Source organism: Vibrio sp. 14G-20, assembly GCF_026241515.1.
Classification (GTDB): Bacteria; Pseudomonadota; Gammaproteobacteria; order Enterobacterales; family Vibrionaceae; genus Vibrio.
Genome location: NZ_JAPHPW010000036.1, coordinates 13,453 through 36,598, shown reverse-complemented (window position 1 = coordinate 36,598; position 23,146 = coordinate 13,453). Strand labels below are relative to the sequence as shown.

21 protein-coding genes and 1 riboswitch are annotated in these 23,146 nt (G+C 45.4%); of the genes, 11 read left to right on the top strand and 10 right to left on the bottom strand.

Features of this window, described 5'->3' with window-relative positions:
* The first annotated feature begins 350 nt into the window (after nucleotides 1-350).
* The 8 genes from OQJ75_RS21130 to thiH all read left to right on the top strand — a co-directional run bounded on the left by OQJ75_RS21130 (nucleotide 351) and on the right by thiH (nucleotide 8,615).
* Nucleotides 351-1,733, top strand: coding sequence for a multicopper oxidase family protein (locus OQJ75_RS21130; RefSeq protein WP_265974735.1), 1,383 nt, complete (start codon nucleotides 351-353; stop codon nucleotides 1,731-1,733).
* Nucleotides 1,734-1,833: 100 nt separating this feature from the next.
* Nucleotides 1,834-2,217, top strand: coding sequence for a fluoride efflux transporter CrcB (crcB, locus tag OQJ75_RS21125; RefSeq protein ID WP_004736665.1), 384 nt, complete (start codon nucleotides 1,834-1,836; stop codon nucleotides 2,215-2,217).
* 62 nt (nucleotides 2,218-2,279) lie between these two features.
* Nucleotides 2,280-2,378, top strand: a riboswitch (TPP riboswitch).
* 130 nt (nucleotides 2,379-2,508) lie between these two features.
* Nucleotides 2,509-4,458, top strand: coding sequence for a phosphomethylpyrimidine synthase ThiC (thiC, locus tag OQJ75_RS21120; RefSeq protein ID WP_265974742.1), 1,950 nt, complete (start codon nucleotides 2,509-2,511; stop codon nucleotides 4,456-4,458).
* Complete coding sequence (locus tag OQJ75_RS21115) at nucleotides 4,458-5,750, top strand: thiamine phosphate synthase (RefSeq protein WP_265974743.1); 1,293 nt, start codon at nucleotides 4,458-4,460, stop codon at nucleotides 5,748-5,750. The genes thiC and OQJ75_RS21115 overlap by 1 nt, the downstream gene beginning before the upstream one ends.
* Complete coding sequence (locus tag OQJ75_RS21110; RefSeq protein ID WP_265974744.1) at nucleotides 5,740-6,522, top strand: HesA/MoeB/ThiF family protein; 783 nt, start codon at nucleotides 5,740-5,742, stop codon at nucleotides 6,520-6,522. Before OQJ75_RS21115 ends, OQJ75_RS21110 begins: the two co-directional genes overlap by 11 nt.
* Nucleotides 6,519-6,728 carry a sulfur carrier protein ThiS gene (gene thiS / locus OQJ75_RS21105; RefSeq protein WP_019820040.1) on the top strand — a complete coding sequence of 70 codons (210 nt, stop codon included), beginning with the start codon at nucleotides 6,519-6,521 and terminating at the stop codon, nucleotides 6,726-6,728. Before OQJ75_RS21110 ends, thiS begins: the two co-directional genes overlap by 4 nt.
* A 2-nt stretch (nucleotides 6,729-6,730) precedes the next feature.
* On the top strand, nucleotides 6,731-7,495 hold the full coding sequence (locus OQJ75_RS21100) for a thiazole synthase (RefSeq protein ID WP_048662847.1): 765 nt from the start codon (nucleotides 6,731-6,733) through the stop codon (nucleotides 7,493-7,495).
* Between the two features lie 7 nt (nucleotides 7,496-7,502).
* Entirely contained in the window at nucleotides 7,503-8,615 is a 1,113-nt protein-coding gene (gene thiH / locus OQJ75_RS21095) for a 2-iminoacetate synthase ThiH (RefSeq protein WP_265974745.1), read from the top strand.
* A 136-nt stretch (nucleotides 8,616-8,751) separates the two neighbouring features.
* Here thiH and OQJ75_RS21090 read toward each other — a convergent pair whose 3' ends face one another.
* Both OQJ75_RS21090 and OQJ75_RS21085 read right to left on the bottom strand, forming a co-directional pair.
* Entirely contained in the window at nucleotides 8,752-10,542 is a 1,791-nt protein-coding gene (locus OQJ75_RS21090; RefSeq protein WP_265974746.1) for an aminopeptidase P family protein, read from the bottom strand.
* A 122-nt stretch (nucleotides 10,543-10,664) separates the two neighbouring features.
* Nucleotides 10,665-11,606: a LysR family transcriptional regulator gene (locus tag OQJ75_RS21085; protein ID WP_265974747.1), complete on the bottom strand. Its 942-nt coding sequence runs from the start codon at nucleotides 11,604-11,606 to the stop codon at nucleotides 10,665-10,667.
* A gap of 101 nt (nucleotides 11,607-11,707) precedes the next feature.
* On the opposite strand from OQJ75_RS21085, the gene OQJ75_RS21080 reads away from it, so the two are divergent.
* Together OQJ75_RS21080 and OQJ75_RS21075 are read left to right on the top strand one after the other, a co-directional pair.
* Nucleotides 11,708-12,907 (top strand): multidrug effflux MFS transporter, encoded by a 1,200-nt coding sequence (locus OQJ75_RS21080; protein WP_265974748.1) that lies wholly within the window; start codon nucleotides 11,708-11,710, stop codon nucleotides 12,905-12,907.
* 103 nt (nucleotides 12,908-13,010) lie between these two features.
* The gene (locus OQJ75_RS21075) at nucleotides 13,011-13,292 is read left to right on the top strand and encodes a hypothetical protein (RefSeq protein WP_004736654.1); all 282 of its coding nucleotides are present in this window, start codon (nucleotides 13,011-13,013) and stop codon (nucleotides 13,290-13,292) included.
* Nucleotides 13,293-13,377: 85 nt separating this feature from the next.
* Here OQJ75_RS21075 and OQJ75_RS21070 read toward each other — a convergent pair whose 3' ends face one another.
* The 4 genes from OQJ75_RS21070 to OQJ75_RS21055 form a co-directional block, all read right to left on the bottom strand.
* On the bottom strand, nucleotides 13,378-13,836 hold the full coding sequence (locus tag OQJ75_RS21070; protein WP_265974749.1) for a DoxX family protein: 459 nt from the start codon (nucleotides 13,834-13,836) through the stop codon (nucleotides 13,378-13,380).
* A 1-nt stretch (nucleotide 13,837) separates the two neighbouring features.
* On the bottom strand, nucleotides 13,838-14,605 hold the full coding sequence (locus OQJ75_RS21065) for a DNA-binding domain-containing protein (RefSeq protein ID WP_265974750.1): 768 nt from the start codon (nucleotides 14,603-14,605) through the stop codon (nucleotides 13,838-13,840).
* Nucleotides 14,602-15,462 carry a DUF692 domain-containing protein gene (locus OQJ75_RS21060; protein ID WP_265974751.1) on the bottom strand — a complete coding sequence of 287 codons (861 nt, stop codon included), beginning with the start codon at nucleotides 15,460-15,462 and terminating at the stop codon, nucleotides 14,602-14,604. The genes OQJ75_RS21065 and OQJ75_RS21060 overlap by 4 nt, the downstream gene beginning before the upstream one ends.
* 64 nt (nucleotides 15,463-15,526) lie before the next feature.
* Entirely contained in the window at nucleotides 15,527-15,787 is a 261-nt protein-coding gene (locus tag OQJ75_RS21055) for a DUF2282 domain-containing protein (protein WP_004736650.1), read from the bottom strand.
* Between the two features lie 276 nt (nucleotides 15,788-16,063).
* On the opposite strand from OQJ75_RS21055, the gene uvrD reads away from it, so the two are divergent.
* Nucleotides 16,064-18,238, top strand: coding sequence for a DNA helicase II (uvrD, locus tag OQJ75_RS21050; RefSeq protein ID WP_265974753.1), 2,175 nt, complete (start codon nucleotides 16,064-16,066; stop codon nucleotides 18,236-18,238).
* A gap of 170 nt (nucleotides 18,239-18,408) precedes the next feature.
* On the opposite strand, the gene tpx is transcribed toward uvrD, so the two are convergent.
* The 4 genes from tpx to OQJ75_RS21030 form a co-directional block, all read right to left on the bottom strand.
* A complete protein-coding gene (gene tpx, locus OQJ75_RS21045) occupies nucleotides 18,409-18,906 on the bottom strand; it encodes a thiol peroxidase (protein WP_009848186.1) in 498 nt (165 codons plus the stop codon).
* 784 nt (nucleotides 18,907-19,690) lie between these two features.
* On the bottom strand, nucleotides 19,691-21,448 hold the full coding sequence (gene ggt, locus OQJ75_RS21040) for a gamma-glutamyltransferase (protein WP_265974754.1): 1,758 nt from the start codon (nucleotides 21,446-21,448) through the stop codon (nucleotides 19,691-19,693).
* Between the two features lie 91 nt (nucleotides 21,449-21,539).
* Nucleotides 21,540-22,202: a LysE family translocator gene (locus tag OQJ75_RS21035; protein WP_265974755.1), complete on the bottom strand. Its 663-nt coding sequence runs from the start codon at nucleotides 22,200-22,202 to the stop codon at nucleotides 21,540-21,542.
* A 97-nt stretch (nucleotides 22,203-22,299) separates the two neighbouring features.
* Nucleotides 22,300-23,094, bottom strand: coding sequence for an AraC family transcriptional regulator (locus tag OQJ75_RS21030; RefSeq protein ID WP_265974756.1), 795 nt, complete (start codon nucleotides 23,092-23,094; stop codon nucleotides 22,300-22,302).
* Nucleotides 23,095-23,146 lie beyond the last annotated feature (52 nt).

Sequence of the window (23,146 nt, the reverse complement as noted above, 5' to 3'; positions counted from 1 at the left end):
TATTTAAGGCTCTAGCAGAAATGCTAGAGCCTTTTTGCTTTCTGAATCTAATATATACGCCATTAGCAAAGCAGCGGATTCTCCGACTTACCAAAATAGAGCTTGTTGGGAGTCGAAACCTCCACCCTGCCATATCAATGCCTCAGCAGAAGTTCTGTTTTTTCACTTTATATTTGTTCGATTTTTAGTCGACAATTCCTGCTTTTAATAAAACCTAGCCTTAAAAGTGTAAGTGCTTACTTATCCCAGCCTCTTTTATAAACAATCAACAGCACAATCCCCACTTCTTTATGAGAATTATTCTCAATATTTTGTTACATTTTGGTCGTTATTACTAAAAGGCAACAAATATGGATATCTCCCGTCGTAAGTTTATTCAATCATCTCTCGCTATATCAGCACTCACTGTACTGCCCGCTTGCTCAATTAAACGGTTGGTTGATGAACAAGGAAAGTATGTTTACGACCTAACGGCAGAGCCTTCAACCGCTGAACTAGTAACGGGATTTGAGACTAATATTCTAGGCTTTAATGGCCAGATTCCAGCGCCAACGATTCGATGTCGACAGGGTGAAAAGGTCACGATCCGCTTTACGAATAAGCTATCAGAGCCGACGACTATTCATTGGCATGGTTTAAGAATTCCTATCGAAATGGATGGGGTTCCTTTCTTAAGTCAGCCACCAATCATGCCAGGTGAAACATTCATTTATGAGTTTACGCCGCCAGATGCCGGTACGTTTTGGTATCACCCACACATGAATAGCGTGAAGCAGCTTGGTATGGGCTTAGTTGGTCTTATTATCGTAGAAGAGAGCAATCCAGTACGGTTCGATGAAGAACACGCATTGATGCTTAAGCATTGGCACATCGACAAGCAGGGTCAATGGAAAGATTTAATGATCCCACGACTCAGTGCTCGTATGGGCACTCCTGGGGAGTGGAGTAGTGTTAATGGAGTCCATGAACCTGTATATCAGTTGAAGCAGTATGCAGCGACTAGACTGCGTATTGCTAATGTCGATAATACGATCACTTACCCTATTGCTGTCGAAGGGGCTGAAGCATGGGTTATAGCCATCGATGGTAATCCTGTAAAAACGCCTTATAAACTGACTCAACATAAAATTGGTCCGGGTATGCGTGTTGATATCGGACTGATCGCTCCTAAAGCTGGTGAGCGAGTTAACGTTCTCCATATGAAGGGGCGTTTCCCATTTTCTTTGTGTGAATTTGAAGTCGTAGATTCAGCATTTGCTCAAGGACGTTCGTTGCCATTACTACCATTGAATCCAGTGCCCAACCTAGATCTTGCTAATGCTGAAGAGATCGACTTTTTATTTGAATGGGAAGGGGCTGTTTCTCCAGTATCCAAAGATGGAAAATCGATGCCTAAGTTTTGGCTAACAAATAAAAGAGCATGGGAAGGAATGAGCAAAGACAATATTCCTGAACCGTTGGCGACTTTAGAGTTGGGTAAGACTTACATATTCGATCTTAAGAACGTCACTCAATATCATCACCCGATTCATATTCATGGTCATACATTTACTGTATTGGAACTTGATGGTAAAAAAATTGAAGAGCCTTTCCATACCGATACAGTGTTACTTGGAAAAAATGGCCGAGCTAAAGCTGCATTTGTTGCAGACAACCCAGGAAGCTGGATGTACCACTGTCATGTAATTGAGCACATGAAAACAGGATTGATGGGATATATTGAAGTTAAGTGACACCTGTAACGTTTAATATTTGCGCATGCATTCTTAGTTTCTACCCTCGCTTTTATCGACGGTAAAGCTAGAATATAGGGACTATTGTTTGGGAGGATTCATGGGTCAGTTATCTATTTTAGGTTTTATTGCCATTGGTGGCGCATTTGGTGCTTGTTCGCGTTATTTGATTTCAGAGTTATGTGTGGTGATGCTAGGACGTGGTTTCCCTTACGGTACACTGACAGTTAACGTAATTGGCTCTTTAATTATGGGTTTGCTCATCGCAGCGTTTGAGAATGAGATGGTTGCGACAGAACCATGGAGGCAGATCATCGGTCTTGGTTTCCTTGGAGCATTGACTACATTTTCTACATTTTCGATGGATAACGTGCTTCTTATGCAGCAGGGTGCTTTCTTTAAGATGGGACTCAATGTGCTACTCAACGTGGTTCTCAGCATCTCAGCTGCATGGATCGGCTTCCAACTTTTGATAAAGTCTTAAAACTTTCTTACGATTTGTTAACAACTCGGCTTGGTTTATCCAAGCCGTTTTTATATACTCGATCGAACTTGTCGGAGTGCCATATGGCTGAGACCGTTAACTCGGGATCCGTTGAACCTGATCAGGCTAATACCTGCGAAGGGAACAAGAGTAGATATCAAACTAGAATCCTTCTAGAGATCTATCTCCAGATCACAACTGTATTTTCTTGTTGTGATCCCTCTTGTAGCATCAAATCCGTCAAGCATTTTTATCCCTATAAATAATGGCTAAAAGCCAAGGAAAAATGCTATGTCGAGTCGTAAACAAGCAAGACTGGAAGCGAAGAATTTCATTGATTCTTTATCCGTGCAACCTTATCCAAATTCAAAAAAAGCTTACATCCAAGGATCTCGAGAGGACATTCAAGTCCCTGTACGAGAAATTTCACTCGCAGATAGCCTTGTTGGTGGTACCAAAAAAGAGCCTGTATTCGAACCTAATGAGCCGATTCATGTCTACGATACCTCCGGTGTTTATACCGATCCTACACATGAAATAGACCTTTATAGCGGCCTTCCTAAGTTGCGAGAGCAATGGATTGAAGAGCGTGGCGATACGGAATTGCTCGATGATGTAAGCTCTGTTTACACCAAAGAACGTTTAGAAGATGAAACCCTAGATAACCTTCGTTACGGAAACCTGCCTAGAATCCGTCGCGCTACTGGCGAGCAATGCGTAACTCAATTGCATTATGCTCGTCAGGGAATTATCACTCCTGAGATGGAGTACATTGCGATACGTGAGAACATGGGGCGTCAGAAGTTCGCTGATGAACAGCTTAATCACCAACACCCTGGCCATAACTTTGGCGCAAACCTACCCAAAGAAATTACCCCTGAGTTCGTGCGTAAAGAGGTCGCTGAAGGCCGAGCTATCATCCCTTCAAACATCAACCACCCAGAATCAGAACCTATGATTATTGGCCGAAACTTCTTAGTGAAAGTGAACGCCAATATCGGTAACTCTTCGGTAAGCTCTTCAATTGAAGAAGAAGTTGAGAAGCTAGTATGGTCAACCCGCTGGGGCGGCGATACCGTAATGGACCTCTCTACTGGCCGTAATATCCACGAGACTCGTGAATGGATCCTACGTAATAGCCCAGTGCCGATTGGTACGGTTCCTATGTATCAGGCGCTTGAAAAAGTGAATGGCGTAGCCGAAGACCTTAACTGGGAAGTGATGCGCGATACCCTGATTGAACAAGCGGAGCAGGGCGTTGATTACTTCACTATCCACGCAGGTTTGCTTCTTCGTTACGTACCTATGACGGCTAAACGTGTGACTGGCATTGTCTCTCGTGGTGGATCTATCATCGCGAAATGGTGTCTTGCACATCACCAAGAAAGCTTCTTATACACACACTTCCGCGAGATCTGCGAGATCTGTGCGAAGTACGATGTGGCTTTGTCACTCGGTGATGGCCTACGTCCTGGCTCTATTGCAGATGCCAATGATGAGGCTCAGTTCTCGGAGTTACGTACTCTAGGTGAGTTAACTAAAGTTGCTTGGGAATACGACGTTCAGGTGATCATTGAAGGTCCTGGACATGTACCTATGCATCTTATTAAAGAGAACATGGACGAGCAGTTAGAGCACTGCCATGAAGCACCTTTCTATACATTAGGCCCACTGACTACAGATATCGCACCTGGTTATGACCACATTACCTCTGGTATTGGCGCGGCAATGATTGGTTGGTACGGCTGTGCGATGCTTTGTTATGTAACACCTAAAGAGCATTTGGGTTTACCAAATAAAGAAGATGTGAAGACTGGCTTGATTACTTACAAGCTGGCAGCACATGCAGCAGACTTGGCAAAAGGGCATCCGGGCGCACAAATCCGAGATAATGCATTATCTAAAGCTCGTTTTGAATTCCGTTGGGAAGACCAATTTAATCTAGCTTTAGACCCAGAAACAGCGCGTTCTTTCCACGATGAAACTCTGCCACAAGAGTCGGGCAAGGTTGCTCACTTCTGCTCTATGTGTGGGCCTAAGTTCTGCTCGATGAAGATTTCTCAAGAAGTTCGAGAGTATGCGAAAGACACTGAACAAGTAGCCGCTGATCAGGCTATCGAGATTAAGATGCTAGATAACCCGTTGGAGGGAATGCGTCAAAAATCACAGGAGTTCCGTGATACTGGCTCTGAACTTTATCACCCTGCTGTAGGCGCAAAAGAAGCTCAATTAGAGGAATAATGACAGTGAAGATTCTCATCCCATCTCAATACATCGAGTTAACGGGGGAGGTTCAAAACTGTCTATTGGTTGCTAAACGACAAGGTTTAGCAACTGATGCAGTTGAGTTGGGTGTAAGCCCAACTCAATACTTCTCTATCGTTGATGCTCAACAAGCATTATCTATTGGCTTTGCTCATGATGTTGATTCATTGGCGGAGTGTCAGTTAGAGCAACTGAACCATGTTGTTGATTACAGTAATTCAGTTGCTTTAACCGATGTTTGTGCCGCTTTGACTCAAGCTTCGAACACCGTCTATATCGGAGTCTCCGATGATTCAGCTGTGTTAGATATCTGGTCACACCTAGATGCTAATCGTGTTATCAAGAGTGACACTACAGCTCATAAAGAATTAGATAGCAATGGTCACTTTGCTTGGTTACTCACTTTATTGGCGTTGGAATTTCCATTGGAAGATGCGTTGGTTTTAGCTCGCGCTGCATCGAATGTTTCACGTGGAACATGGCCAGCACACTATCAAAATTTTCCTATCCCTGTTCTAGAAGATGAACGATTGGATATCAGCGTTGGTTGGGCTAACCAAGGGACATCACTTTCTTTCCCTGAGTTAACTAAGAATAGCCTCGGTTTATACCCGGTGGTTGATGATGTTGAGTGGATAGAAAGATTGCTTAAACTCGGAATCAATACTGTCCAACTGCGTATTAAGAACCCTCAACAAGCCGATTTAGAGCAACAAGTCGCGCGATCTATCGAACTTGGTCGTGAACATAACGCTCAGGTTTTTATTAATGATTACTGGCAGCTTGCACTTAAGCATGGTGCTTTTGGTGTGCACCTTGGGCAAGAGGATATTGAAGAATCAAACCTTTCCCAACTGAGCCAAGCGGGCATTAAGATCGGTCTATCTACTCATGGTTATTATGAGTTGCTGCGCATCGTCCAAATCAATCCAAGCTACATTGCACTAGGCCATATATTTCCGACTACGACGAAACAGATGCCATCAAAGCCTCAAGGCTTGGTACGTTTATCTCTGTACCAACAGCTAATTGATACCATCCCATACACAGAAGAACTTACTGGTTATCCGACGGTTGCTATTGGCGGTATTGACCAATCGACTGCTGCGCAGGTTTGGGATTGTGGTGTATCGAGCTTGGCGGTTGTACGTGCGATTACATTAGCGGAAGACCCACAAAAAGTGATCGAATTCTTCGACAAGCTGATGGCTCCTAACTCTTCAATGACGAGTAAAGAGGTTATGCGGGAGCCTAGCTATGCTGAGTGACTTTGAGTTCATTCGTTACCAACGACAAATTGCATTACCTGAGGTAGGTGAGCAAGGTCAACGAAACCTGTTAAACAGCCATGCGTTGGTGATTGGTTGTGGTGGCTTGGGTAATGCTGCTGCTCTCTATCTCGCAGCTTCTGGAATTGGAAGAATCGTGTTGGTCGATGACGATTGTGTTGATTCATCCAATCTGCAAAGACAGGTAGCGTTCAAGGAAAGCCAATTAGGTTCTCCCAAGGTTGAAGCACTTAAACAGCAATTGAATGAACTCAATGGCCGCAGCCAAGTAAGAACCATCAATCAACGAATGAGTGAAAGCCAACTTGAATTAGAAGTCATGTTGGCTGATCTCGTGTTGGATTGTACTGACAACTTCGCGTCACGCCAGCAGGTTAACCGAGCTTGTTTTAAAGCTAATACACCTTTGATATCGGGTTCTGCAATCGGTTGGAAAGGTCAATTTATTGTCTTTGATTATCAGAACCAGAAAGGGTGTTACCACTGCCTTTTCCCGTTTGAGCACCATCCACAAACAACGCGTTGTAGTGATAGCGGCATCATTGGTCCAGTGGTCGGCACTATAGGTAACCTCCAAGCTCTTGCTGCTATTCAGCGTATTAGTAGTGGTGAGTTTAAAGTCGCTACACATCAACTAAAGCTGTTCGATGGCCAGACCATGAACTGGCAAAACCTAATGGTCAATCAAGATAGCGAATGTCCGGTTTGCAACAAAGATGCGGTCCAACAACTAGAAGAAGAAGCACAATGAGCCACATAACTATTTCTATAAACGAGCAACCAGAGCAGGTCGCGCAATCGTCGTCTCTTTCAGACATCATCCAAGCACTATCGCTACCTGATTTAGGGTGTGTATTTGCTATCAATAATGCGGTTGTACCACGCAGTCAATGGCAACAAACCATCGTCAACGAAGGCGATTCCATCTCTCTTTTCCAAGCTATTGCAGGGGGCTAACCATGTTAACCATCGCAGATAAAACGTTTCAATCACGTCTGTTCACTGGAACCGGCAAGTTCGCAAACAAGCATTTGATGGCGAGTGCTATCGAAGCGTCAGGTTCTCAATTGGCAACCATGGCATTGAAGAGAGTCGATATTCGTTCTGAGCAAGATGATATTTTGCAGCCAATTATTGATGCTGGCGTTAATCTACTTCCGAATACCTCTGGTGCGAAGAACGCGAAGGATGCGATTTTTGCCGCACACTTGGCTCGCGAAGCACTAGGTACTAACTGGCTAAAACTTGAGATTCACCCAGATCCAAAGTACTTGATGCCAGACCCAATCGAGACGCTTAACGCTGCTGAGCAACTAGTGAAAGATGGCTTTGTTGTGTTGCCTTATTGCCACGCTGACCCTGTATTGTGTAAGCGCTTAGAAGAGGTAGGTTGTGCTGCTGTGATGCCACTCGGTGCACCGATTGGTTCTAATAAGGGCATCGCGTCAGCCGACTTCCTAGAGATCATTATCGACCAAGCTAACGTACCTGTGATTGTTGATGCTGGCATTGGTGCTCCATCACATGCGGCGCGTGCAATGGAAATGGGTGCAGATGCTGTGTTAGTGAATACGGCGATTGCTGCTTCTCAACAGCCTGTTGAAATGGCGATTGCCTTTAAGTTGGCAGTTGAAGCGGGTCGTATGGCTTACCTTGCTGGGTTAGCAGGTCAAGTGTCTCATGCGGTTGCATCCAGTCCGCTAACTTCATTCCTAGACGAGTAGTATTGCTATGACGTTTGTTGATCGATTTAAACAGCTCAACTGGGATGACATTGGTATGTCCATCTTCAGTAAAACGGCGTCGGATGTTGAACGTGCTTTGAGTAAACCTAAGCGTGATTTAGAAGACTTTAAGGCTCTGATCTCTCCAGCGGCAGAACCTTACTTAGAGCAGATGGCACAACAATCGTTGGCGCTAACACGTAAGCGGTTCGGCAATACTATGTCGCTTTATATTCCTTTGTACCTATCAAACTTGTGCGCGAATGCGTGTACCTACTGTGGCTTCTCAATGGAGAACCGCATCAAGCGTCGCACATTAACCTTAGATGAAATTGAGGCCGAGAGTGCGGCCATCAAAAAGATGAAATTCGATAGTGTGTTGTTGGTGACCGGTGAGCACGAAACTAAGGTTGGGATGAAATACTTCCGTGAGGTGCTACCGAATATCAAAGCGCAATTTAACTACCTTGCGATGGAAGTGCAACCGCTTGATCAAGACGACTACGCAGAGCTCAAAACGCTTGGCTTAGATGCTGTGATGGTTTACCAAGAAACATATAGCCCAAGTACCTACGCTGAGCACCACTTACGTGGCAATAAAATGGATTTTGAATACCGGCTCGAAACGCCTGATCGTCTGGCAAAAGCGGGTATTGATAAGATAGGGATTGGTGCTTTGATTGGCTTGGAAGATTGGCGAACAGACTGTTTCTTCGTGGCCGCTCATTTGGATTACTTAGAGCGAACTTACTGGCAAACGCGTTACTCGATTTCGTTCCCACGTCTTCGTCCATGCGAGGGTGGTTTGCAACCCAAGTCGATTATGAGTGATAAGCAGTTAGTACAACTTATCTGTGCCTATCGATTATTAAACCCTGAGGTTGAGTTGTCTCTTTCGACTCGTGAATCTGCAACGTTCCGCGATAACGTGTTGCCGTTAGGTATCACTAGCATGTCCGCCGCGTCAAAAACTCAACCGGGCGGTTATGCTTCGGGTGAGGAAGAGCTTGAGCAGTTTGAGATAAGTGATGAGAGAAGTGCAGCTGATGTTGAAACTGTGATTCGTCAACGCGGCTTCGACCCGGTGTGGCGTGATTGGCACAGTGCTTACTCAGGCTAACTAACATCTTGGTTAATGTTCCACGTGAAACATCAATGATGTGAAATCGACAAACAAAAACGGCTACCTAAGGGTAGCCGTTTTAATATCTAACTGAGGCAACTAGTTTTGGTTCAGTTACCTGCCTAGAAATGTATTAAGCGTGAGCAAGTGGTGTTGTTGACTGACGTAGCCATTCCAACGTATCACCTTCAACTAGTGGACTAACATCATTCCATACTTTCTGGTGGTAATCGTTCAGCCACGCAAGTTCAGGTCGTGTCAGTAGATCGACGTTGATGTTGCGCTTATCGATAGGGCAACGTGTTAGCGATTCAAACGTTAGTACTGAGAAGTCACCTTGAGTTGGCAGCTCAACTACCAATTCTAGGTTCTCGATGCGGATACCAAACTCATCAGCACGGTAGTAACCCGGCTCGTTTGATAACACCATACCTTCAACAAGAGGGACGTCGATCAGCTTCTTAGAGATGCTTTGCGGACCTTCATGAACACTTAGGAAGTGACCAACACCGTGACCAGTACCATGATCGTAATCGAAGCCTTCTGCCCATAAGTGCTGACGGGCTAAGATATCAAGTTGGAAACCACGAGTACCTTGTGGGAAACGCGCACGAGCAATGCCGATGTGACCTTTAAGCGCTAATGTGAACTGCTGAATCATTTCGTCGCTTGGTTGTCCAATCGCGATAGTACGAGTGATGTCGGTCGTACCATCTAAGTACTGACCGCCTGAATCGACTAGGTACAGAGTATTCAGTTCTAGCTGACCTGGTTCAGGTTGGTTCTCATGGTTGTAGTGACACATAGCTGCGTTGCCGCCTGCTGCTGAAATCGTGTCAAAACTTAGGTCCATCAGCGTTGGATCTTGCTCGCGGAACGATTGTACTTTGTCAGCCAACACCGCTTCGTTGTGTAGGTTACCTTGCGCGACTTCAGCATCAATCCAAGACAAGAACTTGGCCATCGCAACACCATCACGAATGTGACACGCTTTCATGCCCGCAATTTCAGTTGCGTTCTTAGCGGCTTTTGGCATTAGGCATGGGTCGGCTGCTTCAATGATATGAGCGCCTGCGTTTTGTAGAACAAGTGTGTACCAAGCATTGCTTGTGCCTGAATCTACTGACACATTCTTACCTTCTAAAGATTGAAGGCGGGCTTCAAGCTCAGATGGGTGAGAAACACGAATACCATTACCAACGTGTGTTTCAAAGCCAGCAGGGATACGAGCCGGGTCTAAGAAGAAATCGACACTTTCATCGGCGTGAATGATGGCATTAGATAAGACAACCGGCAGGCGAGACACGTCCAAACCACGAACGTTGAGTAACCAGCAAATAGAGTCTAGTTCAGTAAGGATAGCGGCATCCGCACCTTTGGCTTTTAGTAGGCCTGCAATTTCAGCGCGTTTGCTTTCACTTGATTGACCAACGGCGTCTGTAGCCATTAGGCGAACATCAGATACAACAGGCTCAGGACGATCAGACCAAAGCTCATCAATCGGGTTTGCTGTTAATGTTGTGAGTTCGACTTTATCAGTCAGCTTCGCTTGTGCGCCTTTCAACCAAGCTGCTGTGTGCATGCGTGGGTCAAATGCAACCTTGCTGTCTTGCGCTAGGGAATTGATGATCCAATCTAAAGCCGGCTCTTCAATAAGGTGGCGATACTCAAATAACTCTGCCGGTACCTGCTTACGAACTTGAACGGTATAGCGACCATCAACAAAAATAGCAGCGCTTTCACGAGTGATAACCGCTGCTCCTGCAGAGCCAGTGAAACCAGTTAACCAGTGAAGTCGCTCGTTATGAGCTGGAACGTATTCGCCTAGGTATTCATCTTCGTGTGGGATGATAACGGCATCTAGTTGGTTTGCTTCAAGCCAAGCTCGAACCGCAGTAACGCGTTCCGCAGTGATATTGTGCATCTGTGTTTATCCTTATTGTTAGGGTCCTTGTTAACACTCACAGTAGATATACATGTGAGGGGACTTATTAGGTCAATAAGCTAGCGCTTTTGTTCGTTGGCTGCAAACGCTGTACGCCATTTTTATCTAAGGTGCAGAGTTTTTTCTTTGATGATATCTCGCAACCAAGTTAACGCTGGGTCGTTTTCTCTATCACGGTGCCAAAACAGAGTGTATGCCATCGGTGGGAATTCCATTGGCAGAGGGACAACAACTAAGTCGAGTTGCTTGGCAACAAGGTAGGTGAAGTGACTTGGTGCTGTAAACACAAAGTCGGTGTAGGTACACAGGCTCGCCGCGCTATTGAAGTCTGGAACTGAAATAGCGATATCACGTTGGTGGCCAAGATCGGCAAGTTTGTAGTCTAGTAGCCAACGGTCATTACCATCACACCTTACTTGTACATGACGCTGCGCAAGGTAGGTTTCCAGATCCCATTTACCGCTCAGAGCAGGGTGGTTGCGTCTTAACACACACATCTGTGCGTCGCGGTAGATCTCTTGTTCGCAGATGTCGTCAGGCGGCAGCATAGTTAAACGTGCATCGTTGATGTCGATGTCTTTGCCAGTGAGTCCGATATCTAGTTCACCAAGCTGCAGCTTCTTAAAGGTTTGTTCGGTCCACGCGTGGGTGTTGATATTGACCTTAGGCGCTTGTCGAAATATTGCTGGTAAGAAGTGCGGAAGAATCAGCGGGTAAACACTCTCAACGGCAGCAATGTGAAAGCTGTGGTCACTGTTGTTGGGAATGAAAATTTCCGGCTGGGTAAGCACATCAAGTTGATTGATCAACGTTTCTAATCGAGGCTTGAGAAATACAGCCTTGGGTGTTGGTCGTAGGCCATGAGCACTTCGCGTAAAAAGGGGATCATTAAATTGCTCACGAAGTTTGGCTAGCGACTTACTCACAGCCGATTGGCTCAAGCATAATCGGTGTGCGGTGCGAGTGACGCTCAGCTCTTCCATCAGCACCTGCAAGCAAACCAATAGATTGAGGTCGAGGCGTGATAGTTTCTCGATATTCATGTGAGTTTCCTATTTGGAATAATGCTAATGAGTATATGCCATTTTTGTTCATATCTTTAGTTGGTTATTATGCACCTAAATTAACTCATTCGGAGAATCCTGTGCCTTCTAACGCGCTTCCAACCCCTAGTAAACTGCAGGTTGCTTTATTGGCAATGCTGGTTCTATTTAGCCCTCTGGCTATAGATATTTATCTTCCAGCTCTGCCACAAATTTCAACAGCGTTTCACGTGGAACACGCACTAGCACAAGATACGATTACTTGGTTTTTATTCGCCATGGGTGTCGGGCAATTATTTGCAGGCCCTTTGGCAGATAAGTTAGGACGTCGAACCGTTGCATTGGGAGGTGTTAGTATCTATGCATTGAGTGCTTGCTTGGCGTGGGCAGCTCAATCGATTGATATGATGCTAATAGCTCGGCTGCTACAAGGCTTAGGAGCTTGTGCGACTTCTGTAGCAGCCTTTGCGACGGTTCGCGATCTATTTGGCCCTGAAAAAAGTGGCCGCATGATCAGTTACCTCAATGGTGCAATTTGCTTTATTCCTGCACTAGCACCGATTCTTGGTGCTTGGTTGACTCAACAGTTTGGCTGGCGCTCGAACTTTAGCTTTATGGCTGTGTTCGCTGTTGTGGTTGGTACCATTCTGTTTTTCCAAATGAAAGAGTCTAATCCATCGACAGAAAAGGTCGCGGTGTTCAAACTTGAGCGTTACTGGTCGGTATTGAAAACACCATCATTCATCTTCCATGCGACATTGTGCTTGATGGCGATGGCAGTAATCCTTGCTTACGTTACCTCTGCACCTGTTGTATTGATGGAAAACCTAGGTTTGACGATGAACGAATTTACTTTCTGGTTTGGTATTAACGCGGTTATCAACATCACGGCTGCATTCACTGCACCGAAGTTCATGGACCGTTTTGGTACTTACAAAGCATTGGTTGTTGGTATTTCAACGCTTGGTTTGGCGGGCGTGGTTATGCTGGTGCTTGCTGAGCATGCAAGCGCGATCGCGTTCATGTTGCCAATCTTCTTATCTTCGGTTGGTTTTGCATGGATTCTTGGCGCTGCTGCGGGTAAGGCATTAGAACCTTTTGGTGACCGAGCAGGTACAGCCGCTGCGCTGCTTGGTTTGTTCCAAATGAGCGGTTCAGGGCTACTTGTTGGTACCATGCAACGTCTTGATTTAACGTCTCAAGTGATGATTGCGCTGCAAATGTTCTTGATTGTTCCTGCATTGTTAGTACTTGCGAGCAAGGCGGGTAAGTCGTGGCACACGACGTTTGCAAAGGCATAAGTTACAAGGGTGATAAAATATACAAATGGCGGTTTTCGAAACGTTAAAACATGGTATATTTGTCACTCATTGAAACGTTAGTACCACAACGGAAAATACTGTAATGTCATTAACAACCTACGAAATGGCGCGCATCTTAGAACAAATGGAAGATGCACCTGAAAAGGTCATGTTTGGTAAACTGCTTAAAGAGCTAGGAAACCAAAGTGAAGAGCGTATTCGCAGTGCGGCAAAACAAGTTCCAATCGATACTTTGCGAGATATTATTTACCAATTCCAGCGTGTGGTAGAGTCTCGTAAAGGTGAACAAGTTCAGCTATTAGCAAAAGAGTTAGCAGAACAAGGTATCTCTGCTGAAGAACTACAAGCTTTTCTAAACAAGTAGTTTATCCCAGATAAAAAGAAACCACTCGATTGAGTGGTTTTTTGCGTTTAGGGCTAGGTAAATTTAAGGACGATGCAAAATAGGTCTAGCTTGCGAATTGTTTTCTTAATATTCGATCAAGCGACATAGGTCCGGCTCCCCATACGACGACGACCAGTATCATTAATCCCCACAACTGATGATCATAGAAACCTTGCTCCCACAACACCGGGTATGACACGACAGCCATGATGTTGAATACGAATAACGCTGCTGCCATCGGTCGTGTTAATAGGCCTAGTACTAAGAAAACAGGCAGAATCAATTCTGCGGCAGTACCCATATAGGCTGCTAATTCCCAAGGCAGCAATGGCACCTGGTATTCCAACTCAAACAAATAAAGGGTGCTATCCCATGTGGCTATTTTGGTGAGTCCTGAATTGAAGAATACCCAAGCCACCCATAAGCGACAAAACAAAAGTAGCAGGGGGATAAAAAGTGATTGTGACTTCTCAATCAATGCATCGTATTGAGCCATCATGTTTGTGACCGTGTTGTTATCCATTTTATGTCTCCAATTCATCATTGAGTGAGAAGCCTGAGATGACGTCGAGAGCCATTACAGTATTAAGGTGTTGTAGTAGTGAAGGGTTAATCTGAGCGAGTGCTTGACCCGATTGCAATTCAGTTAATAGTTGGTGGCATTCTTCCGTCAAACGATAGCTCTCAACCTGTGAATTCTCGGTTCTGATTAACACTCCTAATTCAGGTTGGTTGATGTCTAACCCGTCAAGTTGTTGCTGGTAGATAGCTTGCTCAAGCGCGATAATCGTATAGCTAGAATTAACTAGCGTTATTGAATCTTTGAGATGAAAGACTAAAGCGCCTTGCTGCTCTTGTGGCACATCTGCTAAATCAGAAAGAGGACACAAGTCGTTAGATTTCCTTGAATATGTCCTCGCTAAGCTATCTTTTTGCCATTCATACAAAGCCACCTCAGCGAGATAAGGTGCAGCCTCGATAACAGCAGGAAAGGCTTGGATAGTTTGTTCAAAATGTTCTCCGTAACCACTGACATCACCAGAGGTTGATGGATAACTTAAGACATGTCGACGAGCCATCTGTTGGAAGCATTCTTCACCAACCAGCATTTCAGTGAGTGGATACGTAGCAGCCAGTACTTCGCTCAAGCTAATCACAAAGTTATTACGGTAAATCTGAATGCGTTGCTCATCAGTAAAATAGTCGCTCACTATGTCGCAGTGCTCACCATTGTTTTGATAGCGTAGGGCGTTAGCAAACTCCGATTGCACATTAGCTAAAGAGTGGCTCATGATGCGCGACTCCTTTGGTTGAACTTGTCGTTTTGATACAAAATATCACTGGCTTTGGCCGCTTCAGCCAATAAAATTTGTGGCTCTGGGATATCTAAATCCCACTCTATCAAGGTATGGCGCGAACCATGTTGTGCTATCCATTGCGTGTAGAGTTGCCACACTTCGTCACAGACAGGCTTGCTGTGGGTGTCTATCCAGATCTCACCTTGTTCGAGTTTCTTTTTGGTAAAGCCTGCCAAGTGAATCTCTTCTACTTTGTCTGCAGGAATTCCGTTTAAGTATTCTTCACAGCTGAAACCGTGATTAAAAGATGAGACAAAAATATTATTGAAATCGAGCAGTAGGCGACACTCGGTACGCTTCTGTACTTCAGCCAAAAACTCCCATTCTGGGATCGTTGAATGCTTGAAGGCAAGGTAACTCGATGGGTTCTCAATCAGCATAGGACGTTGCAGGCTGTCTTGAACCTCGATGACATTGCGACAGAAGACTTCTAACGCCTCTACGGTATAAGGCAGCGGTAATAAGTCATTGAAGTAGTGACCGCCGGTCTGACTCCAGCTGAGATGGTCAGAAACCAAGAAAGGTTCAATATCATTAATTAGGTCTTTTAACTGCACCAGATGGTGTTGATTGATACGCTCGACTGAACCAAGAGACAGTCCAACACCATGACAACTGATGTTGTGTGCGTTACGAATTTCTCTGAGTTGTTGGCGTTGCGGTGATTGAGCTAAAAAGTAGTTCTCGCTGTGAACCTCTAACCAACTCACTAGAGGTGGATTTTGGCTAAAGAAGTCCAAGTGCGGTGTTCTAAGGCCAACCCCAGTGTTGGGGTGAAGAGTTTGAGTCACAACGATTCTCCTAATAAGAAGTAGAGGTGAGCTGAAGGTCAGCTCACCATGCTAAGCAGCTCAATTATGATGATTGAGTGTTACCACCTGATAATTTGCCACACAGCCCTTTAGGTACGACTACGAATGCATCGGATTGGTTGTCTTCTTTTGCTGTACCCGCACATGAACTTGTTTTGGTTGCACAATCATTTTGGCCAGCTTTTGCCACGCCGTAGCATTTTTCTTTTGCTGCTGCTTCCGCAGGTGCTGATGTAAGAACTGCACCGCCGAACGCTAGTACACTTGTGATTGCAGCTGTAACAGCAAGATTAGAATTTTTCATAGTCATTCCCTCTAGGACTTAATAGTATTTTTACATCGCAGGTTAATGAATTGTTAACTTGCTTACTAAAAAGGATAGGAAGAACTAGGAAATAATTTCATGGCATTATAAAAAATATTAATATTAATATTAATAATAATGATAATTCATCGTTTAAGTTGCTGATTTTATGATGTTAATTTTTGATTGTTTTTTCTTCTTATTATCCTAAACGCAGCCTAGTGTTTAGGTTATAATCAACTTTTATGTATAAATACCCAGTAGTGAGCATATCCAATGATAGATCCTTCGCTTTTACTCGATGGCCTAAACGACAAACAACGTGAGGCGGTCGCGGCACCTTTAGAAAACCTACTTATTCTGGCAGGTGCTGGTAGTGGTAAAACGCGAGTGTTGGTGCATCGTATCGCTTGGCTGCAAAGCGTAGAGCAAGCATCACCGTTCTCTATTATGTCAGTTACCTTCACCAACAAAGCGGCAGCAGAGATGCGTGGCCGTATTGAAGAGTTGATGATGGGAAGTTCATCGGGTATGTGGAACGGTACCTTCCACGGTATTTGTCACCGTATCCTTCGTGCTCACTACCTAGATGCAAAACTGCCAGAAGATTTCCAGATCATTGATTCAGATGATCAGATTCGTTTACTACGTCGCTTAATCAAGGCGCAAAACCTTGATGAAAAGCAGTGGCCTGCCAAGCAAGCTTCTTGGTGGATCAATGGTAAAAAAGACGAAGGGCTGCGCCCAAGTCACATTGACGCCTACCATGATCCAATAACTCAAACCTGGTTAAAGATCTACTCTGCTTACCAAGAGGCATGTGATCGTGCTGGCTTGGTCGACTTTGCTGAAATCTTGTTGCGATCGCATGAATTACTGCGCGATAAGAAACACATCCGAGAGCACTACCAAGCTCGCTTCAAGCATATCCTTGTCGACGAGTTCCAAGATACCAACAACATTCAATACGCTTGGCTACGTATGATGGCAGGCCCGGATTGTCGGGTGATGATCGTGGGTGATGATGACCAATCTATCTATGGTTGGCGCGGCGCGAAAATCGAAAATATTCAAAAGTTCTTGGATGAATTCCCAGGAGCTTCAACGGTTCGACTCGAACAAAACTATCGTTCAACCAAAACCATTTTGCAGGCGTCGAACGAGCTTATTTCGAACAACACCGAGCGTATGGGTAAAGAGCTGTGGACCGATGGCAACGATGGTGAGCCAATCTCTGTGTACTCGGCTTACAATGAGCTAGATGAAGCGCGTTTCACGGTAAGCAAAATCAAAGAGTGGCAGGAGAAAGGCGGAGCACTAGAAGATACGGCAATGCTATATCGTAATAACGCCCAATCTCGTGTTCTTGAAGAAGCTTTGATTCAAGGTGGCCTGCCTTACCGAATCTACGGTGGCATGCGATTCTTCGAACGTCAGGAAATCAGAGATGCTTTGAGCTACCTGCGCTTAATGAGTAACCGCAGCAATGATGCGGCATTCGAACGTGTCGTCAATACGCCGACTCGTGGCTTGGGTGATAAAACGTTAGAAACGATTCGTCTTGCAGCGCGTGATCGTGGTGCAACCATGTGGGAAGCCAGTGTTGCTCTGATAGAAGAGCAAGTGTTACCAGGCCGTGCTGCGGGTGCTTTGAGCCGTTTTATCGAGCTAATTAACGCGCTAGAAGATGACACGCTAGAACTTAGCCTGCATGAACAAACCGACCACGTGATTAAATCGTCGGGTTTGTTTGCGATGTACGAGCAAGAGAAGGGTGAGAAGTCGAAGGCGCGTATTGAGAACTTGGAAGAATTGGTAACGGCAACGCGTCAATTTGAAAAGCCAGAAGAAGCGAATGAGATGAGCATGCTTACTGCTTTCTTGACTCATGCAGCGTTAGAGGCGGGTGAAGGTCAAGCTGATGAGTTTGATGACGCGGTTCAATTAATGACTTTGCACAGTGCCAAAGGCCTCGAGTTCCCAATGGTATTCATGGTGGGTGTCGAAGAAGGCATGTTCCCAAGCCAGATGTCAGCAGAAGAAGCAGGGCGCTTGGAAGAAGAACGTCGCCTGTGCTACGTCGGCATGACTCGTGCGATGGAGAAGCTGTACATCACCTACGCAGAGATGCGTCGTTTGTACGGTCAAGACAAGTATCACAAGCCATCTCGTTTTATTCGTGAGCTACCAGAGACATGTCTGGATGAAGTGCGTATGAAAGCGCAAGTGAGCCGTCCTGCAAGCAGTGGTCGCTTTAGCCAAACCGCCGTGAAAGAGAATTTCAACGAAACAGGCTTTAGTTTGGGCTCTCGCGTTAAGCACCCTAAGTTTGGTGAAGGTACCATCATCAACTTCGAGGGAAGTGGCCCGCAAAGCCGAGTGCAAGTCGCGTTTAACGGTGAAGGTATCAAGTGGTTAGTAACGGCTTACGCGCGTTTAGAACAGCTTTAATTCGTTACTTCAGTATCTAGAAAGCCGTTTGGTCTTTAAAAATCGTTCAGCATTTAAAAGTAATCCGCATTAAAAACAGAAAGAGCAGCCAATGGCTGCTCTTTTTATTGCTCGGAACCAGTCTAAATAGGTTGAATCGAGCTTAAGGCATTTCTGCCTAGAAAGGAGACTTACAGTGCTGCAAGTGCCGCTTCGTAGTTTGGTTCTTCAGTGATCTCTGCAACCAACTCGCTGTGTGTTACCACACCTTTTTCATCAACAACCACAACTGCACGTGTAGTTAGACCAGACAGTGGACCTTCAGCAATCGCTACGCCGTAGTCTGATGCGAATGCAGGAGAACGGAAAGTTGAGGCGTGTTGAACGCCTTCAATGCCTTCTAGTTCGCAGAAGCGACCCGCAGCAAACGGTAGGTCAGCAGAAATACAAACAACAACCGTGTTCTCAAGCTCTGCCGCTTTTGCGTTGAACGTGCGTACGCTCGTTGCACAAGTTGCTGTGTCGATGCTTGGGAAGATGTTTAGAACTACTTTCTTGCCTTCAAGAGAAGCAAGAGTCAGTTCAGAAAGATCGCCTGCAGTCAGTGCAAAGCTTGGTGACTTTTCACCTGTTTGTGGGAATGTGCCTGTTAGCGGTACAGCAGCGCCTTTGAAGGTAACGTGTGACATGAATTTGTCCTTAGTTTAATTATGGTTATGAAACTAGTTGAGCCTAGTTCGACTTACGTTACTCGGAAGTGGTTAAGAAGTGAATGCTTTAAATGTCAGAATTGTAATCAAAGGTCTTTGACTTATTTGTTTGAGAGAGGAATAAATGAAACGACAGATAAAGAAAAACCCCGAGAGCTTGCGCTCATCGGGGTCTATAGTCTTACTCGCAGCAATCCGGCTACTAAGTGTGCTCCATGCATCAAATCCATGATAGTGTGCTGTTATCCTTCAGCGTATTCCTTTCGTCGCCTTCCTAGCGGTGTCCTTGATCTTATCCTGATCTGCCAACAATCCTCGTTAGCGCGCGTCACTTGTTCCTTGAGCGGTGTCCTTTACATCATCCTGATGTTCAGTCCTTTCCTCGTCCAGAGGTGTCCATTGTCTTTCCTTAGTAGCAACCATCCTAGTTACTATTGCGTCCATTCAATGTCCATTTCGCTATCCATGCCGATTATTCATCCTGAGTAATCGAATCTTCATCCTGAAGATAACCAAATCCTTGGCGTTTCCTGTTCCGTGTCAGCATCCTTCCGACACCATTCATATTACCGATTCCTTATTTATCAGCAATGGTGCATAAGCGAATTTCTATATAATTATTTGAGTGATAAATGTACGTGTCTTTTTAATTCAATCAGTTACGACGTTAGGGTGACTGATTTCGTCATCAAATATCGATATTTACTCACTGCCTTGTGAGAGATCTCGCACAAGGCCGCGAGTAAAAAGGGAGGATTATTCCCTACTGACCAATGGCTGCACCTTCACGACGAGGGTCTGCAGCGCCTTCTAGGCCGTCTTTTGTGAGACGAATAGCGTGTAAACCGGAGTTAAGATCGCGAACGTTGACCTCAAATCCCATCTTTTCTAGCTCAGGTTTGAAGTTTTCCGCCGATGTTCCTTTTTCTAAATCTAAGGTACCGAAGCGGTTTAGGAAGTGCGGTTGGTTGATGGCTTGCTGAATATCCATGTCCCATTGGGTATGCGCAATGATCGCTTGTGCCACATAACCTATGATACGGCTGCCGCCCGGAGAACCAATCGCCATGTAAGGTTTATCGTCTTGCATGATGATGGTCGGTGCCATTGAAGAGCGCGGACGCTTGCCCGGTTCAAGTCGGTTGGCGATAGGCTTACCATCGTTATGGGTCTTGAATGAGAAATCCGTCAGTTCGTTGTTGAGTAGGAAACCTCTCACCATCAAGCGTGAGCCAAAGGCATTCTCAATGGTGGTGGTCATCGAAACGACATTGCCATCGCTATCGACAATATTGAAGTGGCTGGTGGACGGCAATTCAATAGAAACATCTTGGCTTCTCTGCATCGCGTGATCCCACGGCGGGGTGCCCGATGGTGCGCTTTCTAATGCCTTGCCTGCGGTAATTAACTGGGCACGTTCCTGCAAATAGTCAGTATTGACTAACCCTTGGGTTGGCATCGGTACGTAATCTTGATCCGCCATGTACATACCACGGTCAGCAAAGGCTAGGCGAGAAGCGTCTGCTAACACTTGCCAAGATTTCGCGTCGTTTGGTCCCCATGATTTGAGGTCAAACTGCTCGGTCATCGCTAAGATCTGCCCAACCGTTAATGCACCTGAACTTGGTGGTCCCATTCCACATACTTGATAGCTTTCATAAGCAGAACAAACTGGATCACGTTGCTTAATTGAATACGCGTCGAAATCTTTCTGCGCTAATACGCCAGGGTTACCTTTGGCTGTTTGCACAGTATTAATGATGTCGGCAGAGATCTCACCTTGATAGAAGGCCTTAGCACCGTTCTTCGAGATAGCGTTTAACGTTGCCGCGTATTCTGGGTTCTTAAGTTGAGTCCCCGCTGTTTTCGGGCTGCCATCGGCATTGAAGAAGTAGGCTTTAGTTGTCGCAAATCGGCTTAGTCGCTGTTGGTCATTTTCAATCAAGGTAGCTAAGCGTGGACTAATAGTAAAACCTTCTTCAGCTAGCTGAGCGATAGGTTTAATCAGTGATGCCCACTCTAACTTGCCGTATTTCTGGTGAGTGTCCCACAGCAATTGCACCGTGCCCGGTGTCGCAACTGAGCGACCACCAACCACTGCATCATAGAATTTAAGCGGTTGTCCGTTTTCGTCTTGGAATAGACGTGGTGTGGCATCAAGTGGTGCAGTTTCACGACCATCGTAGGTTTTGAGTTGCTTGTCCTTGCCATCAAAATAAACAAGGAACGCACCACCACCAATACCTGATGACTGAGGTTCTACTAAGCCAAGCATAAGCTGAACGGCAACCATGGCATCAATGGCGTTACCACCACGAGCAAGCACATCAGCTCCAGCCTGTGTTGCTAATGGGTTGGCTGCTGTGACCATCCAGTCATTGGCTTTAACGAGTTGTTTGGTTTCTAAACCACTACTTTGTTCGGGGGCGACGGAATCGGCAGCTTGATTTGCCCAACTGACGTGAGAGGCAAAAAGTAGGGTAGAACTGGCGAGGGTTGTTAGTTTTGTTTTCCACTGCATGATCTTCTCCTTTTAATATGCAGAGCTAGATTGGCAGTGGAAAGATGAGATAGCCAGAGCGTTGTTAACGAATTGTAATCTTGATTCGAATTTAAGCGATTAAACCGGACAGTGACTGCCAAAGAATACTTAAGCCGATAATGGTGAATACCGCGCCACACAAAGCATCGATGTAAACGGTCGCCTCATGCAGTTTTTTCTGCAGTGCTTTGGTTGAAAGCATCCACGCCAGTAGTGAAAACCAAAAGAGTGACAGGCCAAATAGGATGATCAGGGCAAAGCCTTTGCCTGACAGCGACATATCAGCAGGGACTAAGCTCGACATTAAACTAACAAAGAACACCAAAGCCTTAGGGTTGAGAATATTGGTCATAAACCCTTTAGAAAATGCATCACGTTTATTGGTGAGAATCAGATCCTTTGAGTTAACGACCTCTGAGTCATCGTCATGATGTTGGATGATCTGCCACGTGGCTTTTAATGCACCAAAACCGAGGTACAACAAGTAGCTGCCGCCCGCCAATTGGATAATGGCAAATAGGGTTGGTTGCTGGTGGACGAGGTAACTGATTCCCGTCAGGCTCAGTAACGAATGCAGTAAGATCCCGCAAGATAAACCAAGCGCAATGTACAAGCCTGTTTGTCTGCCGTGGCGTGTCGCATTTTGCACGACTAACGCAAAGTCTGGGCCGGGGCTCATCAAAGCGATGAAATGGATAGAGGCGAGGGTGATCAGTATGGTGACTTCGTTCATGTCAGTTCTCAATAACGTTGCCGCTATTTTAAATAAGTAATCGTATTGAGCGTAGCTTACCGTGATTTGAAATCGAGCAATTGTAAATTATCAACACTTAGTTGATTTGTGAGGGTGGTACGCCGAATGTGTTTTTGAATGCCTTGGAGAAGTGTGCTTGATCACAGAAGCCTACTTGGTGCGCGACCTTAGTGCCACAGATCCCAGATTTAATAAGGCGCATGCTCTGTTCCATACGTAAACGGCTCAGCCACGCATAGGGGGTGATGCCCATTCTGTTCTTAAAGTGGCGTTGGAATTGAGTAGTGGTTAAGCCGCACAGTTCAGACAATTGTTCTAGTCGCACAGGCTGATCCAAATTCGCCATCAAATAGTCTTTGAGCGTCTCTATCGATTGATTACCCAGTTTGATGTCGCTCTTCGATCCAAATTTAGCATAACGATCGACAATCGTCGAGAATCCCTCGAATGGTAAGCAATCTTGAGCGAGTTGGCTGATGTTTTGATTGATTAACAGACCGTGCAAGTTGCGTAATTGTAAGAACGCAGCTTGATCGGAGAGGATCAACTCAGAAAAGCCTAATGTGTGACCATTTTGCTTGGGATCGGCAAGATCTTGAAACCACTGGGGAGAAACTGCAAACACACTGACTTGATAACCCGAATCGAGTTTGGAGTGCCCATCATGCAGCTCATCAGGTGGCATGATAACAACTTGGCCTGCACCTACATGATGGCTTGTCCCTTTATAGGCGAATTTTTGCTGCCCTTGGGTAATTAATCCAATGTGAAAGTCCAAATGATAGTGGCGCTGAAAGGCAAACTCTTGGTATTGAGCTTGGATCAGGCTGATATCTTCTGTTGGGGTAGAGTAATAGTGGACTTTATCCATGGTACAAAAAAGCTTGGTCAAATAGTCATCAATTCAACCAAGCTTATCTGCG